Source organism: Isosphaeraceae bacterium EP7 (assembly GCA_038400315.1).
GTDB lineage: Bacteria > Planctomycetota > Planctomycetia > Isosphaerales > Isosphaeraceae > EP7.
In genome coordinates, this window is sequence record CP151667.1 from 4,777,944 (window position 1) to 4,795,984 (window position 18,041).

Annotated in this window: 15 protein-coding genes; 4 read left to right on the forward strand and 11 right to left on the reverse strand. The window is 66.3% G+C overall.

The annotated features are described in order from the left end of the window. Positions 1-20 precede the first annotated feature (20 nt). Positions 21-1,436, forward strand: a complete 1,416-nt coding sequence (locus EP7_RS18470) for a DUF1501 domain-containing protein (RefSeq protein ID WP_463523363.1) — start codon at positions 21-23, stop codon at positions 1,434-1,436. A gap of 56 nt (positions 1,437-1,492) precedes the next feature. Here EP7_RS18470 and EP7_RS18475 read toward each other — a convergent pair whose 3' ends face one another. Both EP7_RS18475 and EP7_RS18480 read right to left on the reverse strand, forming a co-directional pair. After that, positions 1,493-2,641, reverse strand: coding sequence for a prenyltransferase/squalene oxidase repeat-containing protein (locus EP7_RS18475; RefSeq protein WP_463523365.1), 1,149 nt, complete (start codon positions 2,639-2,641; stop codon positions 1,493-1,495). A 517-nt stretch (positions 2,642-3,158) separates the two neighbouring features. Further along, positions 3,159-4,619, reverse strand: coding sequence for a sulfatase family protein (locus EP7_RS18480; protein WP_463523367.1), 1,461 nt, complete (start codon positions 4,617-4,619; stop codon positions 3,159-3,161). Between the two features lie 162 nt (positions 4,620-4,781). On the opposite strand from EP7_RS18480, the gene EP7_RS18485 reads away from it, so the two are divergent. Together EP7_RS18485 and EP7_RS18490 are read left to right on the forward strand one after the other, a co-directional pair. Next, complete coding sequence (locus tag EP7_RS18485; RefSeq protein ID WP_463523369.1) at positions 4,782-5,414, forward strand: DUF2239 family protein; 633 nt, start codon at positions 4,782-4,784, stop codon at positions 5,412-5,414. A 291-nt stretch (positions 5,415-5,705) separates the two neighbouring features. Then, positions 5,706-6,626, forward strand: a complete 921-nt coding sequence (locus EP7_RS18490) for a macrolide 2'-phosphotransferase (RefSeq protein ID WP_463523371.1) — start codon at positions 5,706-5,708, stop codon at positions 6,624-6,626. A 109-nt stretch (positions 6,627-6,735) separates the two neighbouring features. On the opposite strand, the gene EP7_RS18495 is transcribed toward EP7_RS18490, so the two are convergent. The 5 genes from EP7_RS18495 to trxB form a co-directional block, all read right to left on the reverse strand. After that, a complete protein-coding gene (locus EP7_RS18495; RefSeq protein ID WP_463523373.1) occupies positions 6,736-8,139 on the reverse strand; it encodes a sigma-54-dependent transcriptional regulator in 1,404 nt (467 codons plus the stop codon). After that, entirely contained in the window at positions 8,127-9,542 is a 1,416-nt protein-coding gene (locus tag EP7_RS18500) for a sensor histidine kinase (RefSeq protein WP_463523375.1), read from the reverse strand. Before EP7_RS18500 ends, EP7_RS18495 begins: the two co-directional genes overlap by 13 nt. Before the next feature lie 99 nt (positions 9,543-9,641). Continuing rightward, positions 9,642-10,619: a carbohydrate kinase family protein gene (locus EP7_RS18505; RefSeq protein ID WP_463523377.1), complete on the reverse strand. Its 978-nt coding sequence runs from the start codon at positions 10,617-10,619 to the stop codon at positions 9,642-9,644. 180 nt (positions 10,620-10,799) lie between these two features. Further along, on the reverse strand, positions 10,800-12,797 hold the full coding sequence (gene ftsH / locus EP7_RS18510) for an ATP-dependent zinc metalloprotease FtsH (protein WP_463523379.1): 1,998 nt from the start codon (positions 12,795-12,797) through the stop codon (positions 10,800-10,802). A gap of 193 nt (positions 12,798-12,990) precedes the next feature. Continuing rightward, a complete protein-coding gene (trxB, locus tag EP7_RS18515) occupies positions 12,991-14,013 on the reverse strand; it encodes a thioredoxin-disulfide reductase (RefSeq protein WP_463523381.1) in 1,023 nt (340 codons plus the stop codon). Between the two features lie 338 nt (positions 14,014-14,351). Here trxB and EP7_RS18520 point away from each other — a divergent pair, with 338 nt between their 5' ends. Next, positions 14,352-14,663, forward strand: coding sequence for a carbon storage regulator (locus tag EP7_RS18520; RefSeq protein WP_463523383.1), 312 nt, complete (start codon positions 14,352-14,354; stop codon positions 14,661-14,663). Here the strand turns inward: EP7_RS18520 and EP7_RS18525 are convergent. The 4 genes from EP7_RS18525 to EP7_RS18540 all read right to left on the reverse strand — a co-directional run bounded on the left by EP7_RS18525 (position 14,590) and on the right by EP7_RS18540 (position 18,022). Next, a complete protein-coding gene (locus EP7_RS18525; protein WP_463523385.1) occupies positions 14,590-15,303 on the reverse strand; it encodes a winged helix-turn-helix domain-containing protein in 714 nt (237 codons plus the stop codon). The genes EP7_RS18520 and EP7_RS18525 overlap by 74 nt on opposite strands. A gap of 297 nt (positions 15,304-15,600) precedes the next feature. Then, complete coding sequence (locus EP7_RS18530; RefSeq protein WP_463523386.1) at positions 15,601-15,843, reverse strand: hypothetical protein; 243 nt, start codon at positions 15,841-15,843, stop codon at positions 15,601-15,603. A gap of 589 nt (positions 15,844-16,432) precedes the next feature. Continuing rightward, the gene (locus EP7_RS18535) at positions 16,433-17,389 is read right to left on the reverse strand and encodes an ROK family protein (RefSeq protein WP_463523388.1); all 957 of its coding nucleotides are present in this window, start codon (positions 17,387-17,389) and stop codon (positions 16,433-16,435) included. Positions 17,390-17,416: 27 nt separating this feature from the next. Next, a complete protein-coding gene (locus EP7_RS18540; protein ID WP_463523389.1) occupies positions 17,417-18,022 on the reverse strand; it encodes a D-sedoheptulose-7-phosphate isomerase in 606 nt (201 codons plus the stop codon). Positions 18,023-18,041 lie beyond the last annotated feature (19 nt).

Below are 18,041 nucleotides of genomic sequence, written 5' to 3' on the forward strand. Positions count from 1 at the left end.
GGAACGGCGGGGCGATTGCCATGCACTGCGGACGATTCGTCGACAGGCCGCTCAGCCGGCGCGACATGCTCATCCGGTCGGCCAACGGCTTCGGCGCCCTGGCCCTGACGGGCCTGATGGGCGAACGCGCCTACGGCGACCGGCTCGCCGCGATCGACGCGCCGGGGCACCCGCCCGTCCGAGCCAAGGCGGTGATCTGCCTGTTCATGGACGGCGGGCCGAGCCAGGTTGATACCTTCGACCCGAAGCCGAGGCTCGACCGCGAGCACGGCGAGGCGATCAAGGTCAAGACGCAGCCGACCCAGTTCGACAACGTCGGCAAGGTGCTCAAGAGCCCCTGGGCCTTCCGCCAGTACGGCCAGAGCGGCACGCCGGTCAGCGACCTGTTCCCGGCGACCGCCAAGCATGTTGACGACATGGCGGTGGTCCGGTCGATGGTCTCGTCGTTCTCCGAGCATACGGCCGCCAATTATTTCATGCATACGGGGTCGGGGCTTCAAGGTCGACCAAGCCACGGGGCATGGGTCACTTATGGGCTGGGAAGCGAGTGCAAGGACTTGCCGGGGTTCGTTGTGCTGAACGGCGGCCTGATCCCGCCGGGCGGGCTCGACTGCTTCACCAACGGCTTCCTGCCGGCCACCTTCCAGGGTTCGATCTTCAAGCCGGGCGAGCAGGCGGTCGCCAATCTCAAGTCGGCCGATGCCGATGCCGGGGTGCGTCGTCGCAAGATGGAGCTGCTGGGCAGGCTGGACCGCGGGGTGCTGGGGCGGATCGGCCATCACGATGCGCTGGAAGCTTCGATTGCCAATGATGAGCTTGCGGCCAAGATGCAGATTGCGGTGCCCGAACTGACGGAAATCACGGGGGAATCGGCGGCGACCAGGCGGCTGTACGGGCTCGACGATCCTTATCCTCACACTCAGATCTATGGTCGGCAATGCCTGCTGGCCCGGCGGATGGTGGAGCGCGGTGTGCGGTTCATCGAGGTCTTATGCCCCAACGTCGGGACCGACCGTTGGGACCAGCACGGCAACCTCGTCAAGGGGCATGCCGACAATGCGAGGGCGACCGACGTGCCGATCGCGGGGCTGCTGACCGACCTGAAGGCCAGAGGGCTGCTCGACTCGACACTGGTTATCTGGGGCGGAGAGTTCGGCCGGACCCCGATGGCTCAGGGAACCGACGGGCGAGATCACAATCCGTTCGGTTTCTCCATGTGGCTGGCGGGAGGTGGCATCAAGGGGGGCGTCATCCACGGGGCCACCGACGATTACGGCTACCATGCGGTCCAGGATAAGGTTGAGATCCACGACCTTCACGCCACGATGCTGCACCTTCTAGGAGTCGATCACACCAAGCTGACGGCAAGGTTCGGCGGGCGGGACATGCGGCTCACCGACGTCCACGGCGAGGTCGTCCGCGGGATCGTCGCCTGAACGGCTGAAGGGGGGCACTTTGGCCCCCCCCTGGCTTGGTTCATCGGTCGGTTGGTTCAAGCCTTGGGCCTGGCCTGGGCCAGCGCGAGCAGTGCGTAAGCGGTGACGAGGTTGGGGTCGCCTTCCATGAAGAGGTCGTTGGCGTTGACCCAACTGCCGTTGGCGGCCTGTCGCTTGGCGAGAGCATCGACGAGGTCAGCCCGCCAGTCGTGCGAGGCACCATTGGCATCGACGAAGCTCTCCTGCTCCAGCGCGGCCATGGTCTTGCCGAAGACCTGGTAATAGTAGTAGAGCCCCTTCTGGCCGAGGCCCGGGTTCTCATCGAGGGTGTAGTTGGATTTGAGGTACTGGACGGCGGCCCGCACCCGGGCATCGTCCTTGGTGAGGCCGGCGTAGATCATGCTCTTCAGGCCGGCATAGGTCATGCTGGCATACGACCGCAGGCCGCCCTGATCGTCCTTGCCGGCAACGCTGGTGCCGCCGTTGGCCGCAGTGTAGATGAAGCCGCCGTCGTTGACCTTGCCGGCCCACTCCTGATCGTTGAACTCGCTCTTGAGGTTCTGGCAACGCGAGACGAAGACGAGCGCCTTCTGGAATGCTGGGTCGTCGGCGGGCAAGCCGGTGTCGTGCAGGGCTTCCAGCATGAACGTGGTGTTGGACAGGTCCGGTCGGTTGCTCTTACCGCCGTACCCGGCCCCGCCGTAGAACGGATCAGCGGATGCTTTCCCTTCAGTCTCGTCCCACTGCATCGTCTTGAGGAAGTTCTGGCCGTCCTTGATCACCTTGTCATACTTGCCGCCGACGTTCGCCTCCTGGAACGCGATCAGGCCGATGGACGTGGCGTAGTTGGCGTGGTTGACGTCGGAGAGCCCCCCTTTGGCGGTGACGAACTGCTCCAGATAGGCCAGCCCTTTGACCACGAACGGCTCGGCCGGCGTCACGAGGCGCGAGCGGAGCAGGCCCGCGATGACCAGGGCGGTGATGCCCGGCTCCTTGCGATCGGCGGACCAGCTCCCGTCGCTCGCCTGCCGGGGTCGGAGGAATTCGACTCCCCTGCGGTTCAGCTCGCCGATTTTGGCGGAGCTTGCGCCGGCATCCTGAGCGGGCGACGCGCCGAAGGCCGAGACGCGGCCGAGTCCGGCCTCCCACCCTGCGACGGCTGCCAGACCAAGGCCCAGGATCGTCCGGCGGCGAATGGATTCCATCGTCAACAGCCCTCAAGAGTGACTCAAGCAAGGCCGGGCCCGGCTTCGGTGCCGGCCGACTCCTCCGATGTAGATCGCAAACCACGCGCCCTGGTCGGGAGGCCCGGATCGGTTTGGCCGTCGCCTGACCATTCCCGGGTTCGTTTTGTTTTATCGCCCAGACCACGAGAGCGACGGACAAACGGATTCGAGGCGTATCCCATGATATTGCTTTAACTTCAGCGATTCTCGGGTTCGTTTAGTCATTCTCGAAGTGCGTTTCCATAGGCTTCCCGGGTTCGTTTCGTCATTTTCGTTTGAAGGATTGCTGTGGACACTTTCTGTCCAGAAACGGGACAAACATTGTCTAGTCTGAGCCAAATGTTCTGACCTTAGGAGAATCGGTCGCCAATCTCAATCCGCCATTCCGGGGGGCGACACCATCGGCGCGGAGGTCCCCTATGGGAACTATCCTGAAATCAGGGCGGTCCATCCCTGGTTTTCGGCAATGTTGCCAATTATCACCAAGCCCATCAGTTTAGCGGGCCGGTGCGGGTTCCTCGCCGGCGGGCCTCAAGCCGTTACCGACGCGGTCCATGAGCGAATCGCCCAGGTCGACTCGGGCGCGTTCGGCGAGGTCGAGAAGGTGACGGACGACGTCGGGGTTGGCTGCGGCAAGGTCGCGGGTCTCGCCTGGATCGGCCTTCAGGTCGTAGAGCTCGGGGGCTGCGATGGCCTTGGGCTCGTAGCGAGCGGGCTTGCCGTCGCGGCCGGGGGGCCTGCCGGCGAGCGTCTGGTAAGTGTGCGGGAGTTGCAGCTTCCAGCGGCCGTCACCGCTTGTGATCGCCTGCAACTCATTCTTGCCGTAGTAGAAGACGTAGGCATCGTGCGGGTTGGTGGCTCCGGGCTGGCCTGAGAGGAGCGGCCAGACGTCGAGGCCGTCGATGGGGTGCTCCGGAAGCCTGGCGCCGGCGAGCCCTGCCAGGGTCGGTGCCAGGTCGATGGTGACGAGAAAGTCATCCGACACCGTGCCCGCGGGGAGCTTGCCGGGCCAGCGGGCGATGAAGGGGATCCGGATGCCCCCTTCCCAGCAGGTTCCCTTGCCCTCGCGCAAAGGGCCTGACGAGCCGCCATGGTCGCCGTAGTTCAGCCAGGGGCCGTTGTCGCTGGTGTAGATCAAGAGGGTGTCGTCGGCCTGTCCATTGCGTTCCAGCGCCACCATGACCTGGCCGACGGACCAGTCCAGCTCCATCTGCACGTCCGCATACGGCCCGAGCCCCGACTTGCCGTGAAAGGCGGGGCTGGTGTGCAGCGGGACATGGGGCATGCTGTGGGCCAGGTAGAAGAAGAAAGGGCGGTCGGACCCCTTGTGGCGGTCGAGGAACGCGACGGCTCGCTCGGTGTAGCGACTTGTCAGGGTCGGCTGATCCTCGGGCGTCACCTCGGGGTCGATGACGGCGTCCCCTTCGATCAACGGCAGCCTGGGGTAGTCCTTCTGCTTGAGCTGGGGGTTGCCCGGCCACATGTCGTTGGAGTAGGGGAGCCCCAGATATTCGTCGAACCCCTGATGGGTGGGGAGGAACCGCGTGGGCCGCCCCAGATGCCACTTGCCTGCCATGCCGGTGTCATACCCGCCCGCCCGCAGCATCTCGGCAATCGTGACCTCGCTCTCGGCAAGGCCCACCCGCGAGTCGGCCCTCAGGGCGCCCTGGATGCCGACCCGGCTGGGATAGCAGCCGGTCAAGAGTCCGGCCCTGGAGGCGGAGCAGACGGGCTGGGGGACGTGGAAATTCGTGAACCTCCTACCCTGAGCCGCGAGCTTGTCGAGGTTGGGAGTAGGCGCCCCCTTGCCGCCGTAGCAGCCGAGGTCGCCGTAACCCTGGTCGTCGACGAAGATCAAGACAACATTCGGTCCACGGGCCTCGGCTTGCGACGCCGACAGGCTCAGGATCAGGACGAGGGGCAGGTGCCCAATCGTGGCGAGGATGCGGTCTTTCATGGGCTTATCCCACCAATTCCGCACGTTCGCCGTCAAGCATCCATCGTCCGAGCATCATGCCCGGGAAGGCGTCGCGAATCGATTTTACCCGGATGATATTGATTTCGGGTTTGATCCGGGTAATATTCTGTCGAGAGCGACAATTCACGGGGAGGCACGACGATGGATGGCGGCGAGCGGTCGGGATACACGGCGTTTGAGGGAGCCAGACGCATCGCGTCGGGGGACCGGGCCGAGGTGGCGTTGTTGACAAGGGACGTCGTCGAGCGTGGGGCCAGTGGGGCCGTGCTCATCTTTGACGACTCGACGGGCGAGCAGGTCGATTGGGACTTGCGCGGGACCGCGGAGGAAGTGCGGGAGAGGCTATTACCACCGACTCCAGACGATGGGCCCGTTGCCGAAAGGCCCGAGGAGCCGGGGCCGACGCGCGGGCCGGGTCGGCCGAAATTGGGGGTGGTCGCCCGCGAGGTCACGCTGCTGCCGCGCCATTGGGAATGGCTCAACGGACAACCCGGCGGCGCGTCGGTGGCTCTTCGCAAATTGGTCGAAGTGGCCAGGCGAGAGAACGAGTCGCGGGACCGAACCAGGAGGGCGACCGAGGCGGCTTATCGCTTCATGTCGGCCATGGCCGGCGATCGACCTGGATTCGAGGAGGCGAGCCGGGCCTTGTTCGCGGGCGATGCCCGACGGTTCGAAGAGCAGATCAAGGCCTGGCCTGATGATCTACGGCAGCACCTGCGCAGCATGGCCGATGTGTTCATGAATTTCGGGGAAGCATCTCCGGATCAGGATTGAATCGAACTCGACCCTCGCGCCGCAGGGCGAGACGGCGGGGTCAGGTCTCGGATGGTGATGGATCTGGGGCCTGATTCCGCGAACCCGACCGCGACGTCTGTGTCGACCTGGGCGAGTGACACTCTCATGGTAGTCGATGGATCTGTCATTTTGCTCGTCGTGCTCCACCGTGTTGGGCGGGCCCGAGGAACGTCAGAGTTTCGTGGACAGAGGGTCGCGGAAGGACTGTTGATTGACGGTGGTTCGCCCTGAAGGTGTCAGGTAGTCGTCCACGCGGCATGGGAGAAATCAATGACGAGATCAGAATCCAGGCAGTCCGACGAGGAGTCCGTCGCGGCGATCGCTGGACATCGTGGACTCGCGCTGGACGGCGAGATCGAGTTGATTGACCTCGGCCTCGATTTCCGCGTTGGCCTGGCGACCGACACGGGGGGCACGCCCTGGGTGCTGAGGGTTCCCCGCCGTCCTGATGTCATCCGGCGGGCCGAGAACGAGGCACGCGTCCTTGACCTCCTCAAGGGGAGGCTGCCGGTTGAGGTCCCCGATTGGCGGATCATCACGCCGGAGCTAATCGCCTATCCGCGCCTGGCCGGCACGACTGCCGTGACCCTGGATCCGGCGACCAAGGTGCCGACATGGAATATCGATAAGGAGTCCACAGCATTCGTGGGGAGCCTCGCCCGTGCTCTCGCGGCGCTGCACGGGATCGATCCCGCCGAGGCTGACGCGGCCGGGCTGAAGGTCTCATCGCCGGAGGAGGCGCGGCGGTCTGTTGCCGACGACCTTGATCGGGTGAAACGCGAGATCGGGGTCGGCGAAGGACTCGACCGCCGATGGCGGGCCTGGCTCGATGACGACGCGTCGTGGCCTCCGTTCACGACACTAGTCCATGGTGACCTTCACGTCGGTCACGTCCTCGTTGATGAAACCTCGAGGGCGACGGGGATTCTGGACTGGACCGAGGCCGAGGTGAATGACCCCTCGATCGACTTCATCTTCCATCTCATGGGATTCGGCGAGGAAGGCCTCGATCGTCTCCTGGCCGTATATGACCAGGCAGGCGGCCGGACATGGCCGGGCATGCATGGCCACATCGGCGAGAGGCTCTCCGCCTTCCCCATCAAATATGCCTTGTTCGCGCTGACGAGCGGCCAAGACGAGCATCTCGACGCTGTCAGGTCGCAGCTCGGAGTCGATCCGTCACCGAGTTGAACGACAATCCGTCAGGTCCGATTCCTGCGATAGGCCGGCATCCTCACGCCCGGTAATTGCTGTTTGGGATCGGTCTTCGTCGCCGCGACATTCATCTCGGCCGCCCGGATCAGGGGCGGTCGAGGCCGAGGCGGCGGAGTTTCTGGCGGAGGGTGGTGCGGTGCAGGCCCAGGACCCGGGCCATGCGGGCCTGGTTGCCGTGGGACCAGGTGTAGAGTGTGCGGAGCAGGGGGCCTTCGACGGCCTGGACGAAGGCCTCGTGCAGGGGCGTGCCCTCGGTCTCGGCGACGTCGACGCGGGCGGCGGCCCATTCCTCGATGGTTCTGGAGAGGTCGTCGGCGGGGTTTTCCGGCTGAATGATCGGATGCGTGGTCACGGAGGCGGGGAGGTGGTCGACGTGGATCCTGCCCCCCTGCGCGGCTCGTGCGGCGTTCTCGGCGGCGTTACGAAGCTCGCGGATGTTGCCGGGCCAGTCGTGGGCGAGGAGGGCCAGGCCGAGTTTGGAATCCGGGTCGAGAGGGGCAGAGGGGGAGGCGACGATCCGGCCGACGAAGTGGTCCCAGAGCAGGGGAATGTCGTCGGGGTGTTCGCGCAGCGGGGGGAGGTGGATGGTGAGGACGGCCAGGCGATAGTAGAGGTCTGCGCGGAAGCGACCGGTGCGGGCCCAGTCGGCGAGGTCGCGGTTGGTGGCCGAGATGACCCGGGCGCGGAGATGGCGATCGGGGCCTCCGCCCACGGCCCGATACTCGCCGCCGTCCAGCACGCGCAGGAGTTTGGCCTGGAGAAGGGTGGGGGTCTCGGCGATCTCATCGAAGAAGATGGTGCCACCGGCGGCCCGGTCGAGCAGGCCGGGAGACGAGGCGTCGGCGCCGGTGAACGCACCTCGCTCGTGGCCGAACAGCTCGCGCTCGGCCAGCGAATCGGGCAGGGCGGCGAGATGAACCGGGACGAACGGTTGGGACGCACGGTCGGAATGCTGGCGGATCGCGCGGGCGACGAGTTCCTTGCCCGTGCCACTCTCGCCGGTGATGAGGACCGGCTCGGCGCAGGCCGCAGCGATGGCAATCTGCTTGAACGCCTGCTGGATCGGGGCGCTGCGGCCGACCATGAGGCCCGGGGTCTCGTCGCGGCGGTCGGGCTGCGACGGGGCCTCGCGGGAGTCGATGGCACGGCGGACGAGGCGACGGACCTGATCGAGGTCGAACGGCTTGGGGAGGTAGTCGAAGGCGCCACCTCGGACGGCGTCGACGGCGGTTTGCATCGTGCCGTGGGCAGTCATGATGACGACCGGTGTGGTCGGACAGAGCCCTTTCAGGCGTGCCAGGGCCGAGAGGCCGTCGAGGCCAGGAAGGCGGACGTCCAGGAGGACGACGTCCGGGGGTGCGACGCGGGCGTCTTCGATGGCCTGCTCGGCCGTGGACGCGATCGAGACGCGGTGACCGTCGCCGGTGAGGAACTCGCGGAACGCCCAGCAGATGCTCGGCTCGTCGTCGACGACCATCACGTAGGCCATGCCGTTGCGTCTCCCTTCTCCATGGGGGCCGTGGCCGGCAGACCGACCCTGAACCTTGTGCGGCCCCCCACCCGACTGTAACCGATTGTACCGCCGTGCTCGCGGACGAGCGCGGCGCAGAGGGCCAGGCCCAGGCCGACGCCCTCGGGCTTGGTGGTGAAGAATGGTTCGAAGATCCGGCCGGCGGATCCCTCGGGAACCCCCGGTCCGCTGTCGAGCACGTCGATGCAGACCTGGCCCGCATCCATCGAAGCGGCCAGCGTCACGCGCCCGCCGGGGCCGGTGGCGTCGAGCGCATTGCCCGCGAGATTGGTAACGACCTGGGCGAGCTGGTCGGCATCGCCTTGGATGAGCGCGAGGTCATCGGCAAGCTCGACATCCAGGAGAATCCCCTGATGCGAGGCGGTGGCCGCCAGGCTGGCGGCGCAGCGTTCGAGGAGTGCGCCCGGGTCGACGGGCTCGATCGACTGCGGCTCGGGCCGGGCGATCTGGAGGAACCGCTTGACCTGACGCTCCATCCTGGCGAGTTCGTCGAGCGCGATGCGCACGGGCTGGTCGTCGCGGCGAGGGTTGCGTTCCAGGTCGATCTGGAGGGTCATCCGCGCGGCGGTCAGGGGATTGCGCAGCTCGTGGGCCAGGCCGGCGCTGACCTGCTGGATGAGCTGCAACCGATGGGTCCGCGCCTGCTCGTCTTGCAGCTTGCGGAGCCAGCCTGCCATCTGCGCCACCCCTTCGGCGAGTTCGCCGATCTCATCGCTGCGGCCGATGGGCAAGCCGGTCGGCTCCAGGTCGCCCCGGCCAACCTGGCGGATGGCGTCCAGCACCGCCGAGAGCGGGCGAGAGAGGCCCGCGGCGATCCGGCTTGCCAGCCAGGCGGCGATCACCGCGGCGACCAAGCCCGGCACGATCGCGGCGCGGCTTGCATCTCGGGCGGCGTCGTTCAGGCCCGCCTCGGGAAGCAGGATGACCAGGCGACTCGGCCCGCCGCGGTCTGTCGGCCGGTCGAGCACTGAGACCCTGAAGCGTTCGCCGCCGCTGGTCCATTCCCGTTCGAAAGAGGTCGAATCGGGCGGGCGCGGGAGGTTGGCGGCGAGAGCCCGGACGTCGGACGCCGAGGGCGAGAGGGTGCTCGCCAGAAGCTGGCCGCCGTTGCTCAGGAGGACAAACTCGGCCCCGCCGAGCCCTTTGAGCTGGCCGAGCACCGGTCCGGTCCAGGGGAAGCTCGAGCGGGCCAGGGTCTGCGCGATGCCACGACCGCGTTCGAGGAACTGGGTGCGAGCCTGAGACCCAGCCCACGAGGCACACGCCAGCGCGGTGCCGCCGACGCTTGCCAGGGCGAGGGCGACGTAGGGGGCCATGATCCGGTCGCTGATCGATCGGGGGAAGGGGAGGCGGTGGGGCATGGCGGCCTCAAAACTGCGACCCCCGGGAACGAGGGACGGGCACCTTCGCATCGATGCGCAGCCCGCCCCTTGTACCCCTCTCACCCAGGCGATGACCGCCTAGAAGGTCTCGACCGACAGGGAGTGCTGAGCGATGAACGCGTCTGCCTCGGCGCGGTTGAAGACGCCAGCGGTGGTTCCGACGGCGCGGACGCAGCTTGCTCCGACGGCGCTGGCGAGCTTGAGGCATTCCAGCTCTGGGAGGCCGTCGACAAGGCCGGCGATGTAGCCGGAGTCGAAGGCATCGCCCCCGCCGGATCCGTCCACGAAGTTCACCGGGTAGGCGCCTACGCGGGCGTTGAACCCTTCGGAGGCGACGACGGAACCCTTGTCGCCGCAGGTGATGACGACCCGTCGGGCGCCCATGGCGCGGAAGGCCAGGGCTTGCCGCACGGGGTCGTGCTCGCCCAGGATGATGGCGGCCTCGTCGGTGTTGGGCAGGAAGAGGTCGGTCTGCGGCAAGACCGGGCGGAGAAGGTCGAGGTGATTGCCAGGGCCGGTGGTCACCACGTCCAGCATCGTCCAGCCGCCCGAGGCGCGGACCTTGGCGAATCGGTCGGCGAGCGCGGCGGGGTCGAGGCCGGGTAGGATCAGGTAGCCGCCGACGTAGAGGACCTTCGGCATCCCCGCGGCGAGCGCCGCGTCGATGTCGGCAGCCACGAACCCCTTGCTGGCCGAGACGGCATGGATGAACCGGCGATCCTGGCCGCGGACGTTGATGATGAGCGACTGGCTGGTGGCCCGGTCGGGGTCGATGCGGATCCCTCCGACGTCGACGCCCGCGTCGGTGAGGGTCTGCGCGACGAACCGACCGAAGACGTCGTCGCCCACCTTGCCGCAGACGGTGGCGTGCACGCCCAGGCGGGTCAGGTTCATCGCGGCGTTGGTGGCGCAACCGCCGATGTTCAGCACCAGCTCATCGGCGGGGACGAGCTCGCCGGCGGCCGGGATGTGGTCGATCGGGGTGCAGAGGTGGTCGGCGACGATGATCCCGGCGCAGACGACGGCGGGGGCGGATGAGGGAGTTGCGGCGGGCACGGCGGGGGCTCCTCGGCGAGCGTCGGGCGCACGTGGTCGGCGCACGGACGAAGCGGGCGGCGAAGCGGCCCCTGGCGTCCGACCCCCGGACACCCCCTGGGCGGCCTCGCCCGATCGGCGCGCGAGAGCGGCCCCCGAGTCTCGACTCGGGGGCCGCATCCGCACGGCCGGGTGGCCAGCTTAACCGAGGGAGTCGGGGTTGTCGATCGAGGCGATCACGGCGTCCTTCGGGGACGGCTCGGCCCCCTTCGGACGCTTGCCGATCAACTCCTCGATCTCGCCCACGGTGAGTACCTCGCGCTCGATGAGCGCCTCGGTGAGGCGTTCCATCTCGTCGCGATGCTCCTTCAGGAGGAGGTAGGCACGTTCGTCGGCCTCGCGGAGGATCCGGACGACTTCCTCGTCGATGAGCTGGGCGGTGTGCTCGGAATGGTCCCGGGTCTCGCCCATCTCGCGGCCGAGGAACGGATGCTCCTCGCCCTCGCGGAAGAACATCGGCCCGACCCGCTCGCTCATGCCCCACTGGGTGACCATCATCCGGGCCATACGGGTGGCCTGCTTCAGGTCATTGGCGGCGCCCGCGGTCAACTCGTCGTAGACGAGGCGTTCGGCCGCACGGCCGCCGAAGGCGACCGCCAGGCGGGCGAGGACCTCGCCGGCGTTGATGCCGATCCGGTCTTCCTCGGGGAGGAAGTGGGTCACGCCCAGGGAACGTCCTCGGGGGATGATCGTCACCTTGTGAACTGGGTCGGCCTGGGGGATGAACCAGGCGACCAGCGCATGGCCGGCCTCGTGGTAGGCGGTCAGGCGCTTGTCCTTTTCGGTGATGACCTCCTCACGCTTGGCCCCCATGATGATCTTGTCGCGGGCGGCGTCCAGGTCGTCCATGTCGACGGCGGGCTTGTCCAGGCGTGTGGCCAGCAGGGCCGCCTCATTGACGAGGTTAGCCAGGTCGGCACCGCTCATCCCGACGCTCCCCTTGGCGATGTAGTCGAGGTCGACATTATCGGCCAGCGGGATGTTCCGGGTGTGGACCTTGAGGATCTCCATCCGCCCCTTGCGGGTCGGGCGGTCGACGGTGACGTGGCGGTCGAACCGGCCGGGTCGCAGGAGCGCGGGGTCGAGGACGTCGGGCCGGTTGGTGGCGGCCAGGACGATGACGCTCTCATTCGGCGAGAACCCGTCCATCTCGGTGAGGATCTGGTTGAGGGTCTGCTCGCGCTCGTCATGCCCGCCGCCGAGGCCCGCGCCTCGGACCCGGCCGACGGCGTCGATCTCGTCGATGAACAGGATGCAGGGGCTCGATTCCTTGGCCGTCTTGAACATGTCGCGGACGCGGCTGGCGCCCACGCCGACGAACATCTGGATGAATTCCGATCCCGAGATCGAGAAGAAAGGGACCCCCGCCTCGCCGGCCACCGCGCGGGCCAGCAGCGTTTTGCCCGAGCCCGGAGGGCCGATCAGGAGGACCCCCTTGGGGATCCGGCCGCCGAGGCGCTGGAACTTCTCGGGGTTCTTCAGGAACTCGACGATCTCCTGAAGCTCCATCTTGGCGTTCTCGAGGCCCGCGACCTCCTCGAAGGTGGTCCGGCTCTTGGACTTGTCGTGCCGCTTGGCGGGGCTCTTCACGAAGTTGCCCAGGATCCCGCCGTCGAACTGGTCGCGGGCCCGGCGCATCATGAAGTAGACGAGCCCGAAGATCAGGAAGGTCGGCAGCAGGAGGGTCGCCCAGACCAGGCTATTGGCCGTGTCGCGGGGGCTCCCCTGGATCCGCACGAGTCGCCGATCGTGGCCGTTGACCTTCTCGGTCGAGCGAAGCTTGGCGATGATCGGGTCGATCGACTCGTCCCGGGCCAGATAGGCGACGAACTTGTCGACGTCGACGGTCTGTGCGGGAGACGGGGGGTTGTACTTCGTCTTGACGCGAAGCTTCCCCTTCACCTCGTTGCCCATGACAACGAGGCTCTCGATATTGTCCTTGTCGACCTGCTCGGTGAAGAAGGGGCTGAAGTCGACGACCGTCTCGTCGCGGGGCTTGATCATATAAATGAACAGGCCGACGATGCCGACGACGAAGATCCAGAGCCAGGGGGGCGTTTGCGCGCCTCCGGGGCTCGGGGCCTTGCGCGGCTTGGCGGGCGCCTTCTTGGGCGATTCTTGAGGCGGTCGGCTCTCCATACGTTTCCGTTCCCGTGGATGTTGCGGCAAGGCCGACGGCCGCCCGCCTGAGTGGCGATCGGGCGATTCGGACGAAATCATTGTAGTCAACGGACCTGCAAAAGGCGAAAGGTCTACCACGGCCGTCACCGGTTGCCCATCCCATCCCGTCGCACGAGGTGGTCTGGGCGAAAACGACGCACCGTGAGCGACTTCATTCGCCCTGAAGTTCCAGCCATTTCTCGCAGTCGATCGCGGCGGCGCAGCCCGAGCCGGCGGCGGTGATCGCCTGCCGGTAGTGGGTGTCCACCACATCGCCGCAGGCGAAGACCCCCTCGATGCTCGTGCTGGTGCCGAATTCGGGGAAGCTCTCGTGCCAGTCGGCCGGGCCGCCGGCATCCTTCCAGGCCAGGGAGGTCCGGTTGAACAGATAGCCCTCGGCGTTCATCGCCAGCTGCTTCTCGAAGGCCGACGTGTTGGGGACGTGGCCGATGGCCAGGAAGAGCCCGTCGAGCTTCAACTCGCGCTTCGATCCGTCGTCGGTCGACTTGAGGCGGACCCCTTCGACCACCTTGTACGGCTCGCGGGCTCCAAGGACCTCTTCGACCTCGGTGTTCCAGGCCAGCTCGATCTTGGAATTGGCCAGGACGCGTTCGCGCATGATTTTGGAGGCGCGCAAGTCGTCGCGGCGATGGATAAGCGTCACCTTCCTGGCGAATCTGGTGAGGAAGTTCGCCTCCTCGGCGGCCGTGTCACCGCCGCCGACGACGGCGACCTCGCGGTTGCGGTAGAGGGCCGCGTCGCAGGTTGCGCAGGTGCTAACGCCGAAGCCCATGAACTCCCACTCGCTGGGCAGGCCGAGCAGGCGGGCCGAGGCGCCTGTGGCGATGATGACGGCGTCGGCCTTGTACTCGACGACGGCCGAGTTCTCGTCCTTGGGGTCTTCGGTGGCCCAGACGCGGAAGGGGCGTTTGGAGAAGTCGACCTTGGTGACGGTCTCGAACCGGGTGTCGGCGCCGAAGCGTTGCGCCTGCTTGCGCATCTGCTCCATCAGGTCGGGGCCGTTGATGCCGTCGGGGAAGCCCGGGAAGTTCTCGACGATGGTGGTCCAGGTGAGCTGGCCACCCGGCTCCTTCCCCTCGAAGACGATCGGGGCGAGGTTGGCCCTGGCGGTATAGAGGGCGGCGGTAAGGCCGGCCGAGCCCGACCCGATGATGATGACCGATGGGTGCGACATAATTGCGGGCTCGAGGACGACGTAGGGAGGGGCGCCGCGGACGGCGGCCCGTCAGGGGGGTCGCGCGGCCGCCGACGCGTCGAAGGCCCACGATTGTCGGGGCTGGGCCCGACAATTACCAGACGGGCGAGGCCCCGGTGGTGCGCGCGGACCGGCCCTCACGGTTCGGTTGGTTCTTCGAAGGCCAACATCCCGCATTTTTTATCGGGTTGGTCGGATGCGAGCTAGTGTTCTTGCAGACGCCCCGACCGCACGTCGAGGGCATAAACCAACCGATGGCCGAGGCCGCCCCGTCCGGGGCGTTCGGGCCGATCTGCGAACGACCTAGGAGCCGCACCATGCTGGTGTTAACGCGCAAGCTCATGGAAAAGCTGTACATCGGCGACGAGATTTGCGTCACCGTGGTTCGACTCGAGGGGGGGCAGGTCCGCCTGGGAATCGAAGCCCCGCGAACGGTCTCCGTCGTCCGGGCCGAGCTGGTCGACGGCCGCGCTCGCCCCGTGGCTGCGCCGGGTCGCCGGGTCAACTCCGAAGTCGTCCTCTCCGCGACACCGACGACGGTGCTGGAGCCCCTGGTCAGTCTTCATCCGAATTCGGGCTCGAGCCCGGCTCGCGGAATCGGTATCCAACGCCGCGTACCGTCTCGATGAGGTCGGCCGTCTCGCCCATCTTCTTCCGCAGGCTCTTGACGTGGACGTCGATGGTCCGCTCCAGGACAATGGCGTCCTCGCCAATGGCCGCGTCCATCAGCTCGTGACGGCTGAAGGCACGTCCCGGCTGCCTCAGCAGCACCTCAAGAAGGCGGAACTCCGTCGGCGTGAGCACCAGCTCGCCCTCGGGGACGGTCGCCCGATGTCGCTGGCGGTCGACGACGACCCCCTGACTCTCGATGACCTGGGCCGACTGGTCCTGGCGGTGGTCCCTGCGCAGTTCCTTGCGGATGCGCTGGACGAGCACCTTCAGGCTGTACGGCTTGGTGACGTAGTCGTCGGCCCCCAGCGCAAAGCCGATCAGCTCGTCGGACTCCTCCGCCTTGGCCGTCAGCATGATGATCGGGATCGCCCGCGTCCTGGGCTCCCCTTTGAGGGCCCTGCAGACGTCCAGGCCGGGCATCACCGGCAGCATCAGGTCGAGCACCACCAGGTCGGGCAGCTTGAGCTGCGCCTGTCTGAGGCCGTCCTGGCCGTCGGTGGCCGTCATCACCTCGAACCCTTCGCGTTCGAGGTTATACGCCAGGACTTCGAGGAGCGCTCGCTCGTCTTCGATCACGAGGATACGGGGATTCGACATCGACGGTCGCCTTCTTCCGGCCATTGAGTCTGGATCCGTTGCCCCGCGGCTCCATCGTATCCGCTCGTTCATTAAGGATCGTGAAGAAACGATGCGAGGCCCGTGAAGTTCGAGCTTAACTTCACGGGCGACGCCAAGGTTTCGCTCAAGGGCGACTCGAAGCACCGGCGGCCGAGTCTTGCCACGGCCACCGAGCGTGAATGGGCGCAAGAAAAAACCGCAGGACCCCGGCGTGGTCGCCGAGGCCCTGCGGGATCGTTGTTGAAAGTGCGGACGCTCGATCGAGTCGTCGATGGCTCAGTTCGAGTCGGCGTTCAAGGTGCGTTGGGCGAGGTTATTGACCAATTCGGCCGCATCGGCCGCTCGCCTGGAGTCGCCGTACTTCGCCAGGGGCGCCGAACACGTCCCATCACCGTAGAGACCGACCACGGTATGTAAGCCGTGAAGCTCACCGACCAAGGCACTCGTGAATAAACCCGAACGGATCAGCGACGCAAGGTTGCGCTGCCAGAGTTGGGTTTCGGCCAGCTTCGATGTCATGGCGAGCCCCTTGTCGTGAGGAGGGTGGACCCATCCTTGGCCAAGATCGCCCCGTGGCTTGGGGACGACCTCTACTAAGCTAAACGATCGATCACGGCGTTTTGTTTTCCACGCAGTCGGAAAAACTCCGCAACGTTCAAGGGACAGGGGATTCTTACGCTTTTTTGTTAGTCGTAAAGGGCGAATTCCAAAATCATGGAAATTCGGTCTTCAGGACGGTTGCCACGTGACTTGACGTAAGTCGTCTCGCCACGCGGACAATTGACGAAAAGCGGGAACCCCGAGACGCGTTCCGATGAGGAACAAAAGACGCAGAGCAAACCTTGGGCCGAGTGGTATTTATTCGCCAACCTCGTGATCGTCAAGGAGGACGTTTTTCATCAATCACGGAGACCTCGACACCAGTATGCATCGCAAAGCCTTCCGCCAACGAAATTTTGAAGATCTGGGGTGGATTGGCCGAGCGCCTCGTTTTCCGTTCGCGACCCGCTCGGGACAGTTTAAGCAGGCGAATTCTCCCAGAGTCGCCGGGCCGTGATCGCCTCGATTCGAGGCTCGACTGCCAGACGACGGGGCAGAAGTCCCACGCTCAGGCGGCACTGCCCGCCAGGATCAGGGCGCCGTGGACGACGACTCGCTCGCCAAGCGAGGCCGGCACTAGTCGATAGGTCCCGCGAAATGGACCGAAGACGCGCCGGTGGAGTTCGCGCCGAATGGGTTCAAACCAGAGTTCTTCGCCCATGAGCGAGACCCCGCCACCCAGCACGATCGTGCGCGGGGCCAGGAGCGTGGTTGCATGCCCGAGGGCGATGGCCATCGCGTGGGTCGCGTCCTTGAGGACGGCCAGGGAGAGCGGATCGCCCTGGGAGGCCGCGCGGGCGACGATCTCGGCGTTGATCCGATCTGTCGGTCCAGCCGCGAGGCCCGGCATGGAACCGCCAGTCCCCCCTTCGCGGATGTTCTGCTCGACCAATCGCCGGGCCTTTTCCCCGATCCCCCAGCCTGAAGCGATGGATTCGAGCGTCGGCGGGTCGTCTCCGTCACCAATCCGGAGGTGGCCAATTTCGGTCGCGCCTCCCCCCCAGCCCCGATAGATCCGGTCGTCTAAGATCAGGCCGCCGCCGACTCCACTGCCGATGGTGACATAGAGAACGGGCGAGGTCCCCGCTCCGGCACCGATGCGGGCCTCGGCCAGTCCCGCGGTGTCGGCATCGTTCTCGATCGAGACCCGGCTCGTCTTCAGCAACCATGAGAACCAGTCGGCGAGTGGGAAGTCATCCCATCCATCGACCTGGTGCGACTTGATCACGGCACCCGAGGCGGAATCCACCGGGCCGCCAAACCCGATCCCGACCCCCTCGATGTCGCCTCGGCCGAGCCCGACCTTGAGGAGTAAGGGCTCGATGGCGGACTCGATCTGGGCGAGGATTCCGGCGGCGCCTCGGGCAGGATCGATCTGGAGGCGTTCGAGCCCGTCGATCTTGCCGTCGGCGCCGCCGACTCCGAGTTGCAGCTTTGTGCCGCCGATCTCGATGCCGAGGAGCATGGGCGGGGTCCTCTGCTGGGCCACGGTTCAGCGGGACAGGGCGGGCGCCGTGACCGGCCCCGAGATTCGCCGGTACATGTCGTCGATGATCCAGTGGAAGGCGACCTGGTGGACCGACTCCACGATGCCCATGTCGTCGATGGGGACGTGCAGATTGTGTTGGGCGAGTCCCTTGAGCGCGCCGCCGCCGAAGCCGGTGATGCCCACCGTCTCGAGGCCGTTGGCGTTGGCCCAGTCGACCGCCTTGAGGATATTGGGGCTGTTGCCCGAGCCCGAGATGGCAAGGAGCAGGTCGCCGGGACCGGCGAGATTCTTCAACTGTTCGATGAAGATCCGGTCGTAGCCCTCGTCATTCGCCCAGGCCATGATGCCGGCGGTGTTGTCTGTTAGACTGAGGACCTTCAGGCGTTTCTGGCGTTCGAAATCACGCAAGGTACACTTAGCCAGGTCTTCGCAGAGGTGCGACGCATTGGCGCCCGAGCCTCCGTTGCCGCAGATGAAGACGAATCGGCCGGCGTGGTAGGCCCTCTCGATGAGAGTCGAGACCTGCTCAACCTGGCCCAGGTCGAGGCGGCCAATCTCGAGGCAGACGCGATCGAGGTAGTCTTTCGCGCCCAGGGTGGCACCGAGCATTCGACCGGCCTCCATTGAT

Coding starts and splice junctions, on each gene's coding strand:
- EP7_RS18530 (WP_463523386.1), bottom strand. CDS start 15,843: ATGACATCGAAGCTGGCCGAAACCCAACTCTGGCAGCGCAACCTTGCG.
- EP7_RS18485 (WP_463523369.1), top strand. CDS start 4,782: ATGGATGGCGGCGAGCGGTCGGGATACACGGCGTTTGAGGGAGCCAGA.
- EP7_RS18525 (WP_463523385.1), bottom strand. CDS start 15,303: ATGTCGAATCCCCGTATCCTCGTGATCGAAGACGAGCGAGCGCTCCTC.
- ftsH (WP_463523379.1), bottom strand. CDS start 12,797: ATGGAGAGCCGACCGCCTCAAGAATCGCCCAAGAAGGCGCCCGCCAAG.
- EP7_RS18490 (WP_463523371.1), top strand. CDS start 5,706: ATGACGAGATCAGAATCCAGGCAGTCCGACGAGGAGTCCGTCGCGGCG.
- EP7_RS18475 (WP_463523365.1), bottom strand. CDS start 2,641: ATGGAATCCATTCGCCGCCGGACGATCCTGGGCCTTGGTCTGGCAGCC.
- EP7_RS18520 (WP_463523383.1), top strand. CDS start 14,352: ATGCTGGTGTTAACGCGCAAGCTCATGGAAAAGCTGTACATCGGCGAC.
- EP7_RS18495 (WP_463523373.1), bottom strand. CDS start 8,139: ATGGCCTACGTGATGGTCGTCGACGACGAGCCGAGCATCTGCTGGGCG.
- EP7_RS18535 (WP_463523388.1), bottom strand. CDS start 17,389: ATGCTCCTCGGCATCGAGATCGGCGGCACAAAGCTGCAACTCGGAGTC.
- EP7_RS18470 (WP_463523363.1), top strand. CDS start 21: ATGCACTGCGGACGATTCGTCGACAGGCCGCTCAGCCGGCGCGACATG.
- EP7_RS18480 (WP_463523367.1), bottom strand. CDS start 4,619: ATGAAAGACCGCATCCTCGCCACGATTGGGCACCTGCCCCTCGTCCTG.
- EP7_RS18540 (WP_463523389.1), bottom strand. CDS start 18,022: ATGCTCGGTGCCACCCTGGGCGCGAAAGACTACCTCGATCGCGTCTGC.
- EP7_RS18500 (WP_463523375.1), bottom strand. CDS start 9,542: ATGCCCCACCGCCTCCCCTTCCCCCGATCGATCAGCGACCGGATCATG.
- trxB (WP_463523381.1), bottom strand. CDS start 14,013: ATGTCGCACCCATCGGTCATCATCATCGGGTCGGGCTCGGCCGGCCTT.